The 18,688-nt window shown below is 71.4% G+C and carries 15 protein-coding genes; 13 read left to right on the top strand and 2 right to left on the bottom strand.

What is annotated here, in order from left to right; genetic code table 11:
* Positions 1–73: 73 nt before the first annotated feature.
* Complete coding sequence (gene acnA, locus JI742_RS06790) at positions 74–2,827, top strand: aconitate hydratase AcnA (RefSeq protein ID WP_201824958.1); 2,754 nt, start codon at positions 74–76, stop codon at positions 2,825–2,827.
* 211 nt (positions 2,828–3,038) lie between these two features.
* Here the strand turns inward: acnA and JI742_RS06785 are convergent, their stop codons facing one another.
* Positions 3,039–4,838, bottom strand: coding sequence for a PQQ-dependent methanol/ethanol family dehydrogenase (locus JI742_RS06785; protein WP_201824957.1), 1,800 nt, complete (start codon positions 4,836–4,838; stop codon positions 3,039–3,041).
* Between the two features lie 346 nt (positions 4,839–5,184).
* Here JI742_RS06785 and JI742_RS06780 point away from each other — a divergent pair, with 346 nt between their 5' ends.
* The 7 genes from JI742_RS06780 to fae all read left to right on the top strand — a co-directional run bounded on the left by JI742_RS06780 (position 5,185) and on the right by fae (position 12,234).
* Positions 5,185–6,330: a beta-ribofuranosylaminobenzene 5'-phosphate synthase family protein gene (locus JI742_RS06780; RefSeq protein WP_236676817.1), complete on the top strand. Its 1,146-nt coding sequence runs from the start codon at positions 5,185–5,187 to the stop codon at positions 6,328–6,330.
* Positions 6,331–6,391: 61 nt separating this feature from the next.
* Positions 6,392–7,306, top strand: coding sequence for an NAD(P)-dependent methylenetetrahydromethanopterin dehydrogenase (locus JI742_RS06775; protein WP_201824956.1), 915 nt, complete (start codon positions 6,392–6,394; stop codon positions 7,304–7,306).
* Positions 7,307–7,338: 32 nt separating this feature from the next.
* Positions 7,339–8,589, top strand: coding sequence for an ATP-grasp domain-containing protein (locus JI742_RS06770; RefSeq protein WP_201824955.1), 1,251 nt, complete (start codon positions 7,339–7,341; stop codon positions 8,587–8,589).
* A gap of 90 nt (positions 8,590–8,679) precedes the next feature.
* On the top strand, positions 8,680–9,702 hold the full coding sequence (gene mch / locus JI742_RS06765; protein WP_201824954.1) for a methenyltetrahydromethanopterin cyclohydrolase: 1,023 nt from the start codon (positions 8,680–8,682) through the stop codon (positions 9,700–9,702).
* 25 nt (positions 9,703–9,727) lie between these two features.
* The gene (locus JI742_RS06760; RefSeq protein WP_201824953.1) at positions 9,728–10,684 is read left to right on the top strand and encodes an ATP-grasp domain-containing protein; all 957 of its coding nucleotides are present in this window, start codon (positions 9,728–9,730) and stop codon (positions 10,682–10,684) included.
* A 39-nt stretch (positions 10,685–10,723) separates the two neighbouring features.
* A complete protein-coding gene (locus JI742_RS06755) occupies positions 10,724–11,611 on the top strand; it encodes a triphosphoribosyl-dephospho-CoA synthase (protein ID WP_201824952.1) in 888 nt (295 codons plus the stop codon).
* A 113-nt stretch (positions 11,612–11,724) separates the two neighbouring features.
* Positions 11,725–12,234 carry a formaldehyde-activating enzyme gene (gene fae / locus JI742_RS06750; protein WP_182660941.1) on the top strand — a complete coding sequence of 170 codons (510 nt, stop codon included), beginning with the start codon at positions 11,725–11,727 and terminating at the stop codon, positions 12,232–12,234.
* A 116-nt stretch (positions 12,235–12,350) separates the two neighbouring features.
* On the opposite strand, the gene JI742_RS06745 is transcribed toward fae, so the two are convergent.
* Entirely contained in the window at positions 12,351–12,854 is a 504-nt protein-coding gene (locus JI742_RS06745) for a dihydroneopterin aldolase (RefSeq protein WP_236676816.1), read from the bottom strand.
* A gap of 227 nt (positions 12,855–13,081) precedes the next feature.
* On the opposite strand from JI742_RS06745, the gene JI742_RS06740 reads away from it, so the two are divergent.
* From JI742_RS06740 to JI742_RS06720, 5 genes are read left to right on the top strand one after another with little or no spacing between them, the layout of a single operon-like run.
* Positions 13,082–15,118, top strand: a complete 2,037-nt coding sequence (locus JI742_RS06740) for a sigma-54-dependent Fis family transcriptional regulator (RefSeq protein WP_201824951.1) — start codon at positions 13,082–13,084, stop codon at positions 15,116–15,118.
* Positions 15,115–15,708, top strand: a complete 594-nt coding sequence (locus JI742_RS06735) for a flavoprotein (RefSeq protein ID WP_201824950.1) — start codon at positions 15,115–15,117, stop codon at positions 15,706–15,708. The genes JI742_RS06740 and JI742_RS06735 overlap by 4 nt, the downstream gene beginning before the upstream one ends.
* Before the next feature lie 26 nt (positions 15,709–15,734).
* A complete protein-coding gene (locus JI742_RS06730) occupies positions 15,735–17,258 on the top strand; it encodes a DUF6513 domain-containing protein (RefSeq protein ID WP_201824949.1) in 1,524 nt (507 codons plus the stop codon).
* The gene (locus JI742_RS06725; protein ID WP_201824948.1) at positions 17,255–17,863 is read left to right on the top strand and encodes a DUF447 domain-containing protein; all 609 of its coding nucleotides are present in this window, start codon (positions 17,255–17,257) and stop codon (positions 17,861–17,863) included. Before JI742_RS06730 ends, JI742_RS06725 begins: the two co-directional genes overlap by 4 nt.
* Positions 17,860–18,675 carry a (5-formylfuran-3-yl)methyl phosphate synthase gene (locus tag JI742_RS06720; RefSeq protein ID WP_201824946.1) on the top strand — a complete coding sequence of 272 codons (816 nt, stop codon included), beginning with the start codon at positions 17,860–17,862 and terminating at the stop codon, positions 18,673–18,675. Before JI742_RS06725 ends, JI742_RS06720 begins: the two co-directional genes overlap by 4 nt.
* Positions 18,676–18,688: the final 13 nt, after the last annotated feature.

Here is an 18,688-nt window from a genome sequence, read left to right as displayed (position 1 = left end):
TGCCGCAGTGCAGCAACCGGCCCCGCCAACCGCCTGCACCCCCTTTCCCCCCAGCTCCCCGGAGTCTCCAGCCATGGCCAAAGCCGCCCCCGCGAAGAAGGCGCCTGCGCACGCATTCGCCAAGACCCTGAAATCCTTCTCCACTGCCTCGGGCAAGGAAGGTCTCTTCTACTCGCTGCCGCAGCTCGGCAAGCAGCTCGGCGTCGATGTGTCGCGCCTGCCGGTCTCGATCCGCGTCGTGCTGGAGAGCGTGCTGCGCAACTGCGACGGCAAGAAGGTCACCAAGGAGCATGTGGAGCAACTGATCCACTGGAAGCCGGTGGCCGATCGCGTCGATGAGATCCCCTTCGTCGTCGCCCGCGTCGTGCTGCAGGACTTCACCGGCGTGCCGCTGCTGGCCGACCTGGCCGCGATGCGCAACGTCGCCGAGACCATGGGCAAGAACCCCAAGACCATCGAGCCGCTGGTGCCGGTGGATCTGGTCGTCGACCACTCGGTCATGATCGACCACTACGGTTCGAAGAAGGCCCTCGACCTGAACATGAAGCTGGAGTTCGAGCGCAACCAGGAGCGCTACGAATTCATGAAGTGGGGCATGCAGGCCTTCGACACCTTCGGCGTCGTGCCCCCGGGCTTCGGCATCGTCCACCAGGTGAACCTGGAGTACCTGGCGCGCGGCGTGCACAAGGCCGCTGCGGCCCGCGGCACCCCGGCCGTGCACTATCCGGACACCCTGGTCGGCACCGACAGCCACACGACCATGATCAACGGCATCGGCGTGGTCGGCTGGGGCGTGGGCGGCATCGAGGCGGAAGCCGGCATGCTGGGCCAGCCGGTCTACTTCCTGACCCCGGACGTGGTGGGCTTCGAGCTGACCGGCAAGCTGCGCGAGGGCGTGACCGCCACCGACCTGGTGCTGACCGTCACCGAGATCCTGCGCAAGCACAAGGTGGTCGGCAAGTTCGTCGAGTTCTTCGGCGAAGGCACCCGCACCCTGGCCCTGCCGGACCGCGCGACCATCGCCAACATGGCCCCCGAATACGGCGCGACCATGGGCTTCTTCCCGGTCGACGAGAAGACGGTCGAATACTTCAAGGGCACCGGCCGCAGCAAGGCCGAGATCGAAGCCTTCGAGGCCTACTTCAAGGCCCAGAAGATGTACGGCGTGCCGGGCGCGGGCGAGATCGACTACACCTCGGTCGTCAGCCTGGACCTTTCGACCGTGGCCCCGAGCCTGGCCGGCCCCAAGCGCCCGCAGGACCGCATCGAGCTCGGCAGCCTGGCCAGCACCTTCAGCGAGCTGTTCAGCAAGCCGACCGCGAACAACGGCTTCAACCAGCCGGCCGAGAAGCTGGGCCAGGCCTTCACCGCCGCCGACGGCACCGTCATCCACAACGGCGATGTGCTGATCGCGGCCATCACCTCCTGCACCAACACCAGCAACCCGGGCGTGCTGCTGGCCGCCGGCCTGGTCGCGAAGAAGGCTGTCGAAGCCGGCCTGAAGGTGGCGCCGCACATCAAGACCTCGCTGGCCCCCGGCTCGCGCATCGTCACCGAGTACCTGGAGAAGGCCGGCCTGCTGCCCTACCTGGAGAAGCTGGGCTTCAATGTCGCCGCCTACGGCTGCACGACCTGCATCGGCAATGCCGGTGACCTGACCCCGGAGATCAACGAGGTCATCCAGAAGAACGACCTGGTCTGCGCGGCCGTGCTCTCGGGCAACCGCAACTTCGAGGCGCGCATCCACCCGAACCTGAAGGCCAACTTCCTGGCCAGCCCGCCGCTGGTCGTGGCCTATGCCATCGCCGGCAACGTCACCAAGGACTTGATGACCCAGCCGGTCGGCAAGGGCAAGAAGGGCAAGGACGTCTACCTGGGCGACATCTGGCCGACCAGCGACGAGATCTATGCGCTGATGAAGCACGCCATGAATGCCAAGGCCTTCAAGGCGAACTACGACAAGGTCAAGAACGATCCGGGCAAGCTCTGGGAGAAGGTCAAGGGCGTCGCCGGTCAGGTCTACACCTGGCCCAAGAGCACCTACATCGCCCAGCCGCCCTTCTTCGAAGGCTTCACCATGGAGCCGGCCGTGACCGAGTCCGGCGTGAAGGGCGCGAAGATCATGGCCCTGTTCGGCGACTCGATCACCACCGACCACATCTCGCCGGCCGGCGCGATCAAGGTCGGCACCCCGGGCGGTCAGTTCCTGAACGACAACGGCGTGCAGAAGGCCGACTTCAACAGCTACGGCTCGCGCCGCGGCAACCATGAGGTGATGATGCGCGGCACCTTCGCCAATGTGCGCGTCAAGAACCTGATGATTCCGCCCAAGGAAGACGGCTCGCGCGAGGAAGGCGGCCTGACCCTGCTGCAGCCCAGCGGCGAGAAGGCCTTCATCTACGACGCCGCGATGCAGTACATCGCCGCCGGCACCCCCACCGTGATCTTCGCGGGCGAGGAATACGGTACGGGCTCCAGCCGCGACTGGGCCGCCAAGGGCACCCAACTGCTCGGCATCAAGGCCGTCGTGGCGCGCAGCTTCGAGCGCATCCACCGCAGCAACTTGGTCGGCATGGGCGTGCTGCCCCTGCAGTTCAAGGGCGAGGACAGCTGGGAGACGCTGGGCCTGACGGGCAGCGAGACCATCGACGTGGTGCTCGGCGCCGAGATCAAGCCGCAGAGCGACGCGACCCTGGTGATCACCGGTGCCGACGGCACGAGCCGCAAGGTCACTGTCACCCTGCGCATCGACACCGCGATCGAGGTCGACTACTACAAGCACGGCGGCATCCTGCCCTTCGTGCTGCGCCAGTTGCTGGCGGCCTGAGCCTCGAAGCTCCCGCGTCGCCCTTGCCGGGCGGCGCCTGAAGGCGGCGTCCCGCGCAGGCGGGGCGCCGCCTTTTTCATGGTCGATGGCCGGTCCGGCCAAGCGAAGCGCCCATGAAAAAAGCCACCCCGAGGGGTGGCTTGTGCCGGATGCCGGGGCTTCCGTCCGCCGCATGCCTTGCGGCACGCGAGCGGGGAATCCTCAGGGTCGATCAGCGAGCGGCCGGGGCCGAGACCTTGGCCGCGGTGGGGGCGCCGGCAACCGCCGAACCGCCCTTGCCCAGCTTGAAGGTCCAGACCATGCCACCCTGCTCGAGGTAGCTGACCTTCTTGGCCACGTCACCACCCCACAGCGGGACGGCGCCGCCCCAGCCGGAGACGACGGTGATGTACTGCTCGCCATTGGCTTCCCAGGCCACCGGCGGGGCGACGACGCCCGAACCGGTCTGGAATTGCCACAGGACCTTGCCCGTCTTGGCGTCTGCGGCCTTCAGGTAACCCTCCGGGGTGCCCCAGAAGACCAGGTTGCCGGCGGTGGTCAGCACGCCACCCCACAGCGGGGCCTCGTTCTTCACTTCCCAGACGATCTTGCCCGACTTCGGATCGATCGCGCGCAGCGAGCCGATGTAGTTGTCGTCGATGGTCTTGATGGTGAAGCCGGCGCCCAGGTAGGCCGCACCCTTCTTGTAGGTGATCGGCTCGTTCCAGATCTCCATGCCCCATTCGTTCGACGGGACGTAGAAGAGCTTGGTCTGCGGCGAGTAGGCCATCGGCATCTGGTTCTTGCCGCCCAGGAAGCTGGGGGCCGAGAAGACGACGTTGCCCTTCTTGCCGTCGGCCGAGGCCGCCGGGTTGCCCGGACGGTTGGCCGGGTCGTAGTTGGGACGGCCGGTCTTCAGGTCGATGCCGGTGGCCCAGGTCACCTTCTTGACGAAGGGGAAGGCATTGATCAGCTCGCCGGTCTTCGCGTCGTTGACGTAGAAGAAGCCGTTGCGGTCGGCCTTGCCGCCGACGCGACGACCGTCCATGTCGAAGGTCACGAACTCGTTGACGCCGTCGAAGTCCCAGCCGTCGTTCGGGGTGTTCTGGTAGTGCCAGACGATCTTGCCGGTCTTGACGTCGATCGCGACGGTCGAGCACGAGAAGAGGTTGTCACCCTGACGGATGTGGCTGTTCCACGGAGCCGGGTTGCCGGTGCCGAAGTACGCCAGGCCGGTCTTGGCATCGTAGGTGCCGCCGAGCCACGGGGTGGCGCCGCCGGTCTTCCACAGGTCGCCCGGCCAGGTCTTGTTGGTCGTGCCCGAGATGCCGTTCTCGACCTTGTTGCCCGCCTTGTCGTAGGTGTAGCCCATGTGGCCTTCGACCACCGGACGCGACCACACCATCTGGCCGGTCTTGGCATCGCGCGCTTCCACGCGGCCGATCACGCCGAACTCGCCGCCCGACACGCCGGTCAGGACGAGGCCGTTGACGACCAGGGGGGCGGCCGAGTAGCTGTAGCCGGCCTGGTAGTCGTCAATCTTCTCGCGCCAGACGACTTCGCCGGTGTCCTGGTTCAGGGCGACGATCTGGGCATCCAGCGTGCCGAAGATGACGAGGTTGTCGTACAGGGCGGCGCCGCGGTTGATCACGTCGCAGCAGGGCACGATGCCTTCAGGCAGGCGGTGCTCGTATTTCCACAGGCGCTTGCCGGTGATGGCGTCGAGCGCGTAGATCCGCGAGTATGACGCGGTGACGAACATCTTGCCCTTGTAGATCACGGGCTGGGCTTCTTGGCCGCGCTGCTTTTCGCCGCCGAAGGAGAAGGCCCAGGCCGGGGTCAGGTTCTTGACGGTGGCAGTGTTGACCTTGGTCAGCGGGCTATGGCGCTGGCCCTCGGTGCCCATGCCCCAGCTCAGAATGTCGCCCGGGGTCTTGGCGTCGTTCAGGATCATCTGGTCGGTGACGGCAGCTTGCGCACCGAGGGTGGCAAGGGCCATACCGATCAGGACGGCGGTGGTCTTCAGCTTCATGGGGATGTGCTCCTCCGGTTGTGACATCAATGACGCAGGGTGTGCGGTCCACAGGACAGCCCGAAATGGCAACTCGCGTGCCAAAGCGGCGGTCGGGATGGCCGATCAAGGGCAAGCCCTGAGTCCAGACCCTCGTGGAATCGACCCAGGCATCGTGCCCGGAGTTTTTCCTCAATCCCACCCCGCGTTGCTACGGGGCTCGACACCGGCAGGGTGCGATGTCCAACCCAGGGTCTACCCTCGGTTTCCGGCTCAGACGCTCTTCGACTTGGGACAAGGCTCCACAAGAGGACACCCGGGCTGCTGCGGGTGGCGCCCGGCGCGGGGGCCACCGATGATGCGGGGAATGCCGATTGCTTCTAAGGGCCCGATGGACCGCCGCCCCTCTCCTGACTTCCCGCCCGCCGAGGCCCCGGCCGAGCCGCGTCTTGCGGTCGCGGAAGTCCGCGCCCCCGGCCGGCTGCACCTCGGCTTTCTCGACCCCGCGGCCACGCTCGGCCGGCGCTTCGGCAGCCTGGGCCTGGTGATCGCGGGCTTCGAAACCGTCGTCCAGCTCGGTCCGCTGGCCGGCCCGGCCGGCGGGCCGGACCGGCTCGAAGCCGACAGCCCCGCCGCCCGGGCCGAACTGCCCCGCGCCGCCGCCCATCTGGCCGCGCTGCGCCAGGGTCTGCCGGTGCCGCACAGCCCGCCCCTGCGCCTGCGGCTGGACCAGGTGCTGCCCGCCCATGCCGGCTTCGGCTCGGGCACCCAGCTTGCCCTGGCCGTGGGCCGGGCCTATGCCGCCGTCCACGGCTTGCAGATCGACACGCCCAGCCTCGCACGCCTGCTGGGCCGCGGCCTGCGTTCCGGCGTGGGCATCGCCGGATTCGACCAGGGCGGCCTGCTGCTCGACGGCGGCCCGGGCCGGGGCGGCCAGCCCGCCCCGCTGCTGGCCCGCCTGTGCCTGCCGGCCGACTGGCGCGTGCTGCTGGTGCTGGACCCCGACGAGACCGGCCTGGCCGGCGACCGCGAACGCAGCGCACTCGCCAGCCTGCGCCCGCTCAGCCAGGCCCAGGCCGCCGCGCTCTGCCACGAGGTGCTGATGCGCGTGCTGCCCTCGGCAGCCGACGGCGATTACGAGGCCTTTGCACTGGGCATCTCGGCCGTGCAGGCCCTGCTGGGCGCACACTTCGCGCCAGCGCAGTCGGGCCGTGCCTACCTGAGCGCCCGGGTGGCCAGCGTGATGGACTGGCTGGCGGCCGAGGCTCCTCGCCGCCTGGGCCTGCCGGCCGGCATCGGCCAGTCGAGCTGGGGCCCCACCGGCTTCGTGTTCCTGCCCAGCGCCCATGCCGCCGAGACCCTGCGCGCCGCCGCCCTGGCCGCAGGCCAGGTGCCCGAGGGCCTGCAATTGCAGATCGTCGCGCCGCGTAACGAAGGGGCTGCGCTTCGCCTGCTCGGCCCGGAGGCCTCGCCCCGGCCCCGCCCCGAGGGCCAGCCGCTGGCCACCGCCTGAGCGCGCACTGCGCGGTCACCGAGACCGCGTCCTTCCCCACGACAAGAACGAGAGAACGATCATGGAACGCCCCCGCATCCTGCACATGTTCACCCCGGGCCAGCAGATGAGCCCCTTCGACATCAACATGGCAGCCGATGCCGGCTACGACATGGTCCCGATCTACTCGGACGTGACGCTCGACCGCGTTGCCGGCCTGACGCAGGACGCGATCTTTTCGCGCGGGCCGCGCGGGGTCAGCCGCACCGGCATCTTCATCGGCGGGCGCGACGTGCTGCTGGCCGCCGACATGGTGGACAAGGCCGTCGCGGCCATGGTGCCGCCCTTCGTCGTCTCGGTCTTCGCCGACCCGAGCGGCTCCTACACGACGGCCGCCGCGATGGTGGCCTGCGTCGAGGCCGGGCTGAAGACCCTGGGCAGGACGCTGGCCGGGCTGAAGGTCGTCGTCATCGGCGGCACCGGCACGGTCGGCCGCATCGCCGGCGTGATCGCCGCGCAGCAGGGCGCGCGCGTCTGCTTGTCCACCCACTTCGGCGAGAGCATGGCCTTGCAGGCCGCGGCCGAGACCAGCAAGCGCTTCGGCGTCACGCTGGAAGGCACTTCGGGTGGCGACCGCCATGCCGTGCAGCGCTCCCTGGCCGATGCCGACGTGCTGCTGGCCACGGCCGCGGCGGGCATCCAGGTCGTGCTGCCCGAGGACCTGGCGGTGGCCAAACGCCTGCTCGTCGCGGCCGATGTGAATGCCGTGCCGCCGGCCGGCATCGCCGGCATGGGCGTGATGGACAAGCTCAACATCCTGCCCGGCACCCAGGCCCTGGCCATCGGCCCGCTGGCCATCGGCAACGTCAAGTACCAGACCCAGCACCGCCTGCTCAAGCGCATGTGCGAATCGGAAAAGCCGGTGACCTACAGCTTCCCCGATGCCTTCGAGGTCGCCCGCGAGGTGCTGGCCGAAGAGGCTGCGGCCGCGGGCTGAGCCGCGGCCGATCCCGTCCCGAGGACCGCCTCATGCGTCCTGCCCCGCCGACGCTGATCGTCGCCGGCCTGTCGGTGCGCGCCCTGGCGCAGTCGGCCGCGCGCGAAGGCTGGCGCGTGCTAGCCGTCGATGCCTTCGGCGATGCCGACACCCGGGCGGCCAGCGCGGCCTGGCGGCCCATCGGCCCGGCCGGCAGCCTGCGCATTGAAGCGGACGCACTGGTCGAGGCCCTGGCCGCCTGGCAGGACGGCCCCGGCCTGCGCGGCTGGCTGGCCGGCCCCGGGCTGGAGACGGCACCCCGGGCCCTGGCGGCGGCTGCGACACGACTCGCGCCGCTGGGCATGACGCCCGCGGCCATCGCCCGGGTGCGCGATCCGGCGCACTGGACAGCCACCCTGCAGGCCCTGCGCCTGCCCCATCCCGAGACCCTGCCCGATGCATGCCGGCAGCGCCCGGCCGAGGCCAGCGGCTGGCTGCTGAAGTCAGCCCACGGCAGCGGCGGCTGGCAGGTGCGGCGGGCGCTGCGCGGCCCCGCGGGGGGGCCGCGCCCGCCCCGCATCGGCGACTTCTGGCAGCGCGAGCGGCCGGGCCGCGCCGCCTCCCTGCTCTATGTGGCCGACGGCCGGCAGGCCCGCGTGGTCGCTGCGCAATGGCAGCGCAACCGCGCGCTGCGCGGCCGGCCCTGGGTCTTCGACGGCCTGATCGGGCCGCTGCGCCTGCCCGGCGCCGCACACGCTGCAGCCGAGGCGGCCCTGCAAGCCCTGGTGCCGGCCTTCGGTCTGGTCGGCCTGGGCAGCCTGGACCTGCTGGTGGACGGCGAGGCCATCGAGCTGCTGGAGATCAATCCCCGCGCCAGCGCCAGCCTCGGCCTCTACCCCGAGCTGCCGCTGATCGCCGCCCACCTGGCCGCCTGCGCCCGCGCCGCGGGGCAGCATGCCCCCTGCCCCTTGCCGCCCGGCCCGCTGACGGCGGCCGAGGCGCAGGGCCTGAGCCTGCGCGGCAGCGGTCTCGTCGAGGCGCGCCGGCCCTTCACGCTGAACGCCGGGCAAGCCGCCGCCCTGGCCCGCTGGCCGGGCTGCCACGACCATCCGCTGCCCGGCAGCCGCCTGGGCCGCGGCGACCCGATTTGCAGCCTGCAACAGTCCGGGCCGGACGAAGCCACCCTGGAAGCCGCGCTGCAGCAGGCCCGCCGCCGGCTCCAGGACCAGCTAGAGGCCGACCATGCCCCCGGGCCGGCAGGCCCGCAAGCCGCCTGCTTGAATCACCTTCCGCTTCCGGCCTGAAGCCTCAGCGCTCCAGGCCCTTCGACCGATCCCGCGTCACGCCCCCCTCCGACCGGCCGCCAAGAAGCCGGCTCACTGCACGAGACCCCCATGAGCACGCCCACCGCCCTCCAAGCCGCTTTCGCGGATTCGCCCCTCAGCGTCAACCGCCTGGCCGCTGTCCAGGTCCAGGCCCTGCTGGCCCAGGCCGATGCGCTGCGGCTGAAGGTTCACCGTGACGCGCGCGGCATCACCTTCGTCGATGCCGGCATCGCCACCCGCGGCAGCACCGAGGCCGGCCTGCGCATCGCCGAGATCTGCATGGGCGGCCTCGGCCAGGTGGGCCTGAGCAGCCGCGCCGACAGCGGCTGGGCCGACTGGCCGAGCTGGGTCGAGGTGCGCAGCGCGCAGCCCGTGCTGGCCTGCCTGGCCAGCCAGTACGCCGGCTGGAGCCTGTCGGCCAGCAAGGAGGAAGCGGGTGGCAAGAAGTTCTTCAGCCTGGGCTCCGGCCCGGCACGCGCGCTGGCGCAGAAGGAAGCGCTCTATGCCGAGCTGGGCTACCGCGACAGCGCCGAGGCCGCCGTGCTGGTGCTGGAAGTCGACCGCGAGCCGCCGCCCGTCGTGCTGGACAAGATCCTGCGCGACTGCGGCCTGCAGCCGGCGCAGTTGACGATCATCCTCACCCCCACCCGCAGCCTGGCCGGCACCACGCAGGTGGTCGGCCGGGTGCTGGAGGTGGCGCTGCACAAGGCGCATGAGCTGCACTTTCCGCTGGAGCAAATCGTCGACGGCAGCGCCAGCGCGCCGCTGCCCACCCCGGCCGCCGACGGCCTGGAGGCCATGGGCCGCACCAACGACGCCATCCTCTACGGCGGCCGGGTGCACCTGACGGTGGATGCCGACGATGCCGCCGCGCGCCAACTGGCGCAGCAACTGCCTTCGCTCAACTCGCGCGACTACGGCAAGGGCTTTGCCGAAATCTTCAAGGCCGCCGACTACGACTTCTACAAGATCGACGGGGCGCTGTTCGCGCCGGCCGAGGTCTGGGTCAGCAGCTTGCAGAGCGGCGCCACCTTCCATGGCGGCCACTGCCATTTCGAGCTGCTGCGCGCACAGTGGCAGGCCGGATCCTGAGCCGACAGCGGCCGAGGCTCAGCCGATGACACGCAAGGTCGCGATCTTTGCCGACGAGACCGGCTGGCACACCCGCCAGTTGCGCGAGGCCCTGCGCGCCCGGGGCGCCGAGGGCCGCTGCGTCGATCTGGAGGCCTGCCGCATCGACACCGAAGCGGGGGTGCACGGTCTCGTCATCCCGGGCTGGGGCGATGCGCTACCGGATGCTGCCCTGGTGCGCGGCATCGCTGGCGGCAGCTTCGAGCAAGTGACCAAGCGCCTGGCCGTGCTGCACCTGCTGGAGCGCCTGGGCGTGCCGGTCTACAACCGTGGCCGGGCCATCGAGCGCAGCGTCGACAAGGCCACGACCAGCGCCCTGCTGCATGCTGCGGGCGTGCCGACGCCGCCGGCCTGGGCGATGGAATCCGAAGCCGTCGCGCAGCGCCTGCTGATGCGCGAGACGGCGGCCGGCCGCACCCTGGTGCTCAAGCCCGTCTTCGGCTCGCAGGGCAAGGGCCTGCGCCAGGTCGGCTGGGTGCGCGATGCCGAACACCCCGAGGGCCATGCCGTGCCGCTGCCGCCGCCGGCCGAGGTGCAGGGCCTGTACTACCTGCAGCGCTTCGTGCCGCCGCAAGGCGCAGCGCATGAGCCTGGCTTCGACTGGCGGGTGCTGGTCGTCGGCGGCCGCGCGCGCGCGGCCATGCAGCGCGTGAGCCGGCACTGGATCCACAACGTCGCCCAGGGCGCCCGCTGCGTGGCCGCGCCGCTGACCGAGGCCCTGAGCGGCACCGCCGAGCGCGCCGCCCAGGCCCTGGGCCTGGACTACGCCGGCGTGGACCTGATCCCCAGTCCCGCCGGCCCGCAGGTGCTGGAAGTCAATGGCGTGGCGGCCTGGCGCGGTCTGCAGAAGGTCACGCCCTTCAACCTGGCCGAGGCCCTGGTCGCCGACCTGCTCGACCGCGTCGTGCCGCAGCGCGCCCGGCCGGCTGTGCGGCAGGCCTGAGGCGCTGCGGCCTGCGCCCTTACCTCCGCCCCCCTGCCCATGTCCGATGCTGCCGTGCTGGCCCTGCGCCAGGCCTTCCTGGATGCCTGCCAGCTCGACGTGGCGGTGCGCAAGCCCGGTAATGTCAGCCTGGATTCGCCCGGCCATGGCATGCAGGCCCGGCATTTCCTGTACAGCGCGGCTGCGGCGGCACCGGCCCTGATCGTGCGCGGCCGGTCGGTCGGCGAGCGCATCGAGGCCGCGGTCGAGGCCACCTGGGCGGTGGCCGGCTGCAACACCAACCTGGGCATTTTGCTGCTCTGCGCGCCGCTGGCAGCGGCGGCCGAGGCCCTGCTCGATGCCCAGGCCCCGCAGGCCCTGGACCCGCAGGCGCTTCAGGCCCGCTGCGCCCAGGTCTGCCGCAGCCTCGACCTGGACGACAGCCGCGCGGCCTACCGCGCCATCGCCCGCGCCCGGCCGGGCGGCCTGGGGCGGGCTGCCGAAGGCGATGTCCAGGCCGCCCCCCGCCTGCCCCTGCAGGCGGCGATGGCCCTGGCCGCCGACCGCGACCGCATCGCCCAGGCCTATGCCCAGGGCCTGGCCGAGCTTTTCGACCCCGGCCTGCGCCACTGGCAGGCTGCCCGGCCGGCGGGCGCCCACGGGCTGCCGACAGCGGCGGTGCAGTCGGTTTTCCTGGCCTTCCTGGCCAGCGCGCCGGATTCACACATTGTCCGCAAGCACGGCCCGGGGCCGGCACAGGCTGTCACCGCCGCCGCCGCCGGCTGGCAGGCGCGCCATCCAGGGGGCGAAGGCCTGGACGAGGCGCCGGGTTTCAGCGCCTGGGATGCCGAACTGAAGGCTTCGGGCCTCAACCCCGGCACCAGCGCCGATTTCACCGTCGCAACGCTCATGCTGGCCGGACTGTGCGGCCCGCGCCTGCTGCGCTAGGGTTGGCGATCATGGGCGGTGGCATGGATCGTGATAGGTTCTTGGGGTTGATGCCCAAGGCGTCAGCGAACTGATGCTCGAACCCCCAGACCCCTGCAAACGGAGACATCCCCATGGCAAAGATTGATCGCGTGCTCGTCGGCGAATCGCTCGTCGGTGACGGCAACGAAGTCGCCCACATCGACCTGCTCATCGGCCCGCGCGGCAGCGCCGCCGAAAGCGCCTTCGCCAACGCCCTGGTGAACAACAAGGACGGCTTCACCTCGCTGCTGGCCGTGGTTGCCCCCAACCTGCTGTGCAAGCCCGCCACCGTGATGTTCAACAAGGTCACCATCAAGGGCGCCAAGCAGGCCGTCCAGATGTTTGGCCCGGCCCAGCGCGGCGTGGCCATGGCGGTGGCCGACTCGGTCGAAGACGGCACCATCCCGGCCGACGAAGCCGATGACGTGTTCGTCAGCGTGGGCGTGTTCATCCACTGGATGGCCGACGACGACAAGAAGATCCAGGACTACAACTACGCCGCCACCCGCGAAGCCATCAAGCGCGCGGTGAACCGCGAGCCCTCGGCCAAGGAAGTCGTGGCCAAGAAGGGCAGCGCCTCTCACCCCTTCGCGCCGAACTGATTCGGCTTCGGGCGGTCCTCGGCTTGCGGCAGGTCCGCAAGATCTTGGGCCACCCGATTCGGCCTCCCGGCCGATCGAACAAGCCGACCGCCACGCGGTCGGCTTTTTTCATGGCTTCAGGCCTTGCCGGGCACCATGCCGTGGCCGATCACCGACAGCACGGCCGCCGGGCCGGCAGCCGCTTCCACGGCCTTGATCTCGCGCCGCCGCTCGATGGCCACGCCCACGCCTTCGAGGTCCGGGAACTTGCGCGGCTTTACGACGACGACGCGCACCCAGTGCGCACGGAACTCGCCGAGCATGATGTCGGCGATGTCCTCGGCAAAGGCTTCCAGCAAGCGCACCTTGTGCTCGGCCATCAGACGATGCAGGCGCTCGCGCACTTCGGCGTAGTTGATGGTGTCGCCGATGTCGTCGCTGTCGCAGGCACGGGGCCGCGGTACGCCGGCATACAGGTCGATGCGCAGCGGCTGGGTGTCGTGCAGTTCATCGTGGTGGATGCCGATCACCGTGTGGCCGATGAAGCCCTCGATGAAGATCAAGTCCAGCGGTTGCGCGGCTTCGGCGGCAAGGGGAGCGGGGGGCAGCATGCCGGGCATCTGGGGGCGGGGGGCGTTCATCTGGGAAGTCCTCGGGGCGACGGGCTGGGCCCGCAGACCGCTGCCGCGCCTGGGGGCCGTGGCAGGGTGTCAAGCCGCATGATGCAGCAAGTCACGGGCCACGAAAGCCGCATGAACCCTTCGCCCGCCCTTGCCCCGAGCCAGGATATGGAGGGCTGCTCGCGGGCGCGCGGGGCGCGACAATCCGCGACTGCACGTCCAACCCTCCGCCCTCAAGGGACTACGCCATGAGCCTCACGGTCATCGAGAACAACCGCCACGCACACCGCGTGATGGAGGTCGTGCTTCAGGGCTTCCGCGCCGAGACCAGCGACGTGGTCGTGCAGTCCTGGCAGCGCTGCATGCAGCAGCACCACCTGCATCCCGACCATCCGCGCAAGCCGCCGGTGCTGCCGCGCGACCAGCTCGACGCGCGCTGCCTGCGCCTGGCCGATCTGCTCGACTGCGCGCGCCATGAAATGGCCACGCTCTACCAGCAGCTTGCCGACCCCGAATCCGCCGTCGTGCTGACCGACACCGAGGGCGTGATCCTGCACATGGTCTCCTCGTCCGAGTTCGCCGACGACCTCAAGCCCATGGGCTTCCATGTCGGCGCGATCTGGAGCGAGGCCGAGGCCGGCACCAACGGCATGGGCACCTGCCTGGCCTCGGCCAGCGCGGTGGCCGTGAGCCGCGAGGACCACTTCTTCACCCAGTTCACTTCGCTGACCTGCTCGGCGGTGCCGATCTTCGACCCGAGCGGCGCCATGTGCGCGGTGCTGGACGTGACCAGCCGCTCCAGCCTGCCGCAGCAGCATGGCCTGGTGCTGCTCGGCATGACGGCGCAGATGGTCGAGAACCGCCTGCTCGACCTGCGCTGCCGCGATGCGCATCCGCTGCACTTCCACAGCCGGCCCGAGTTCGTCTACACCCTGCATGAAGGCCGGCTCGCGGTCAGCGGCGGCGGGCAGATCCAGGCGGCCAACCGCAGCGCGCTGATGCAGCTCGGCTTCCGCACGATGGACGAGCTGCGCGGCCGCCATGTCGACGAAATCTTCCAGACCTCGCTGGCCAGCCTGCTGGAGCGCAGCAGCCGCAGCGCCTACCACCCGGTCGTGACCTACCGCGCGGCGCAGGCCGCGCACCGCTTCTTTGCCGTGGCGCGGCCGCCGGCCGCCACGGCCCTGGGCGAGCGCAGCGTGCCCGGCGGCAAGCCGGGCCTGGAGCCAGCCATCGACATCGTCGCCCGGCCGGTCGGCGGGCGGGGCGAGGGCGAGGCCGTGCGCCCCGCGGGCGAGGAATCCGGCGCCTTCGGCGACCCGCGCCTGGCCACCCAGCTTCACCGTGCGGCACGCGCCATCTCGCGCGAGATCCCGGTGCTGCTGCAAGGCGAGACGGGTGCCGGCAAGGAAGTCTTCGCACGCGCCCTGCACGGCCGCAGCCCCAATGCCGCCGGAGCCTTCGTCGCCGTGAACTGCGCCAGCCTGCCCGAAAGCCTGATCGAGAGCGAGCTCTTCGGCTACCGCGCCGGCGCCTTCACCGGCGCGCAGCGCAGCGGCCGGCGCGGCAAGGTGCTGCAAGCCGACCGCGGCACGCTCTTCCTCGACGAGATCGGCGACATGCCGCTGGAGCTCCAGGCTCGGCTGCTGCGCGTGCTGGACGAGCGCCAGGTCACGCCCCTGGGCAGCGAGGAGACGGTGCCGGTCGAGTTCCAGCTCATCAGCGCCAGCCACCGCGACCTGCCCGCGCTGGTGCAGGCCGGTCGTTTCCGCGAGGACCTGTACTACCGCCTCTGCGGCCTGGCCGTCATGCTGCCGCCGCTGCGCGAGCGCAGCGACCAGCGCGAGCTGATCCTGGCCCTGCTCGCCACCGAGGCCGGCCCCGACGCCACCCTCAGCCCGCGCGCCATGGACCGCCTGCTCACCCACCCCTGGCCCGGCAATGTGCGGCAACTGCGCCATGTGCTGCGCACGGCCGTGGCCCTGGCCGACGGCGACCGCATCGATGCCGAGCACCTGGCCCAGCTTGCCAGCGTGGCCGCGCCCTCGGCGGCGCCGGCCCTGGCCGCGCCGCAGCCCTCGGGCCTGGCGGACGAGGCGGATGAGCTGTCCGACCCCGCCGTCCACCTCAATGTGATCCAGGCCAATGAGCGCGAGGTGCTGATGCGCCTGCTCAACGAGCAACGCTGGAACGTCAGCAAGGTCGCCCAGGCCCTGGGCGTGAGCCGCAACACCCTCTACCGCAAGCTGCACAAGCTGCACATTCCGCTGACCCACGCGCGATGAGTCCCGATCCCGCCGCTGCCGCCGCACGGCCGCCCCAGCGCTTTGCCTTCGCGATCACCGGCTCCGGCCACTTCCTCGAGGAATCCCTCGCCCTCGCGCGCCGCCTGCCCGATGCGGACCTGCTGCTCTCCGCCGCTGGCGAGGAGGTGCTGCCCATGTACGGCCACAGCCTCGACAGCCTGAAGCAGCACTTTCGCGTCGTGCGCGACAAGACGGCCAGCGCGGTGCCGGTCGGACAGATCTACGAAGAGGCCTACCACACCATCGTCGTGGCCCCGGCCACCAGCAACACGGTGGCCAAGATCGCCTACGGCCTGTCCGACACCTTGCCCACCAACATGGTCGCGCAGGCCGGCAAGCTCGGCATCCCGAGCATCGTCTTCGCCTGCGACACCGAGCCGGTCGTGCTGACCACCGCGCCCAAGACCTCGAACCAGGACTGGTTCACCCTCAGGCCGCGCCGCATCGAGCTGGCCAATGTCGATCGCCTGCGCACGATGGAATTCATCGAGGTCGTCTGCGACCCGGCCCAGCTCGAAGCCGCGCTGGACCGCCGCCTGGACCAGCTCGGCCTGGCCTGGGTGGCCTGAAGCCGGCGCCCCGGCCTTCCCCCGCGATGGAGCATCTCGTCTTCCTCACCGGCCGCCTGGCCGAGCCGGCGCTGCGCCGCGTGCTGGGCAGCTTCCAGCCGCCGTCCTTCACCTGGGAGGTGCGCGAGATCGGCCTGCAAGTCGCCGCGCTGATGACGGCCGACATGGTCCAGCGGCGCGTGCCGGCGCCGCTGATCACCCCCGCGGCCGAGGGCCAGCCCGAGCGCCGCGCCGACCGCCTCATCCTGCCGGGCCGCTGCCGCGGCGAGGTCGAGGCCCTGTCGGCCCACTACGGCATCCCGGTGCAGCGCGGGCCCGAGGAGCTGAAGGACCTGCCGGCCTTCTTCAAGCGCGCGGCCACGGCGATCGACCTGAGCCGCTACCGCACGCGGATCTTTGCCGAGATCACCGATGCCGCGCGGCTCAGCGTCGACGAGGTGCTGGCCAAGGCCCGCGCCTATGCCGCCGACGGCGCCGACGTCATCGACATCGGCGGCCTGCCGGCCACGCCCTTCCCGCACCTGGAAGACTGCGTGCGCGCGCTCAAGGCCGAGGGTCTGAAGGTCAGCGTCGATTCGCTCGACCCGCAGGAACTGCTGCGCGGCGGCCGGGCCGGTGCGGATCATCTGCTGAGCCTGCGGCTGGACACGCTGTGGATCGCCGACGAGGTCGACAGCATCCCGGTGCTGATCGGCCGCGAGCCGGGCGACGAAGCCTCGCTGCATGCCGCCATCGACGCCATGCTCGCGCGCGGCAAGCCCTTCCTGGCCGACCCCATCCTCGACCCCCTGCCCTTCGGCCTGCTCGAATCGCTGTGCCGCTACCAGCGGCTGCGGCAACGCTATCCGCAGATCGAGATCATGGTCGGCGTGGGCAATGTGACCGAGCTGACCGAGGTCGACACCGCCGGCCTCAATGCCCTGCTGCTCGGCATCTGCGCCGAGCTGGATGCGGCTGCGATCCTGACCACCCAGGTCAGCCCGCATGCCCGCCGCGCGGTGGCCGAGGCCGATGCGGCCCGCCGCATCATGCATGCCGCCATGCAGCAGCAGATGCTGCCTAAGGGCCTGAGCGACCGGCTGATGACGGTGCATGCCAAGCGGCCGTGGACGGACAGCGCCGAGGAGATCGCTGCCACCGCCGCCCAGGTGCGCGACCCCAACTTCCGCGTGCAGATCGCGCCCGAGGGCATCCACGTCTACAACCGCGAAGGCCTGCGCGTCGCGCAGGATGCCTTTGCGCTCTGGCCGCAGCTCGGCCTGGAAGACGACGCCAGCCACGCCTTCTACATGGGCGTGGAGCTGGCCCGGGCCGAGATCGCCTGGCAGCTCGGCAAGCGCTATGTGCAGGACCAGCCGCTGGACTGGGGCGTGGCCCATGCCCGCGCGGCCGGCGACGACGGGGCCTATTGCGCCCCCGGCAGCACCCTGACCCACAAGCGCCCGAAGCCGGCCGCCGCCGCGGCGGCCGACGATGCCCCGGCCTCCCGGCCGTCCCCCGCGCCGGCCCCGGCGGCCGATGCCGCCGGCGATCCGGCCGCCGCCCCATGAACGATTCCATCTTCGAAGCCGTCGTCAGCACCAGCTCGGCGGACGGCCAGGCCAATGTCGCGCCGCTGGGCGTGCGCTACCGCGGCGACGAGATCGTGCTGATGCCCTTCGCGCCCTCGACCACGCTGGACAACATCCTGGCCACCCGCGCGGCCGTGCTGAACCTGAGCACCGACGTGCGCGTGATCGCTGGCAGCGTCACCGGCCGCCGCGAGTGGCCGCTGGTCGAGGTGCCGGGCGTGCCCGGCGTGCGCAACCGCCGCCTGGCCGACACCCTGCGCCACCTGGCGCTGGAACTGGTCGAAGCCAGCGAGCAGGTGCAGGAGGCCACCCGCCGCCCGCTGCTGCGCCTGCGCGTGCTGCACGACGTGACGCATGCGCCCTGGCCCGGCTTCAAGCGCGCCCAGGCCGCCGTGCTGGAAGGCGCGGTGCTGATCAGCCGCCTGCACCTGCTGCCGCGGGCCAAGGTGGAGGCGGAGATGGCCTACCTCCAGATCGCCATCGACAAGACGGCCGACACGGCCGAGCGCGAGGCCTGGTCCTGGCTGGTCGAGGCCGTGCGCGCCCACCATGCCAAGGCCGCCGCGGCGGAGGGTGGGCGATGAATGCGCCGCTGCCGCGCGGCGTCTGCCCGCCGCTCGCCGTGCCGGAGGCGCCGCCCCGCTTCGAGGCGGAGGAGCGCCAGCCGCCCCGGCTGCTGGTGAGCGTGCGCGATGCCGCCGAGGCCTTGCAGGCCGCGGCCGCCGGCGCCGCCATCATCGACGCCAAGGAGCCCGCCCTCGGCGCCCTGGGCGCCGTGCCGGCGGAGGAACTGCAGCGCATCGTCCGCGCCCTGCGCGCGGCCGGCCACGGCCAGCCGGTCAGCGCCACCATCGGCGACGGCCCCTGGGACGAGGCCGCGCTCGAGGCCCGCGTGCGCGCCACCGCCGCCTGCGGCGTGCAGTGGGTCAAGGTCGGCGCCGGGCCGGGCGAAGCCCGCAGCGTCGTCGCCCTGGGCCGGCTCCAGGCCCGGCTGCGCGCCGAGCAGACCGCCGCCGAAGCCGCCGGCCCGGCGCGGCCCTTGCCCGACTGGCTCGGCCTGGTGCCGGTGCTGCTGGCCGATGAAGGCCTGGAGAGCTGCCGCCTGAATGCGGCCCGGGCCGGCGGCTTCCCGGCCGTGATGCTCGACACCGCCGACAAGCGCGGCGGCAGCCTGCTGGCCCGCCGGCCCCTGGCCGAGCTGCAAGCCTTCGTGCAGACGGTGCAGGCCCACGGCGCCTGGGCCGGCCTCGCCGGCTCCCTGCGGACCGAGGATCTGCCGGCCCTGCGCAGCCTCGCGCCCGACCTGCTGGGCTTCCGCGGTGCGGCCTGCGCCGCGGGCCGCAGCGGCACGCTCGACGGCACCCGGGTGGCCGCCCTGCGCGCGGCGCTGGGCTGATCGCACCCGGCCG

This window comes from Piscinibacter lacus, from assembly GCF_016735685.1.
Lineage (GTDB): Bacteria > Pseudomonadota > Gammaproteobacteria > Burkholderiales > Burkholderiaceae_C > Aquariibacter > Aquariibacter lacus.
Note: the sequence above shows the minus strand (reverse complement) of the source record. Positions and strands in the feature narration are given on the sequence as shown.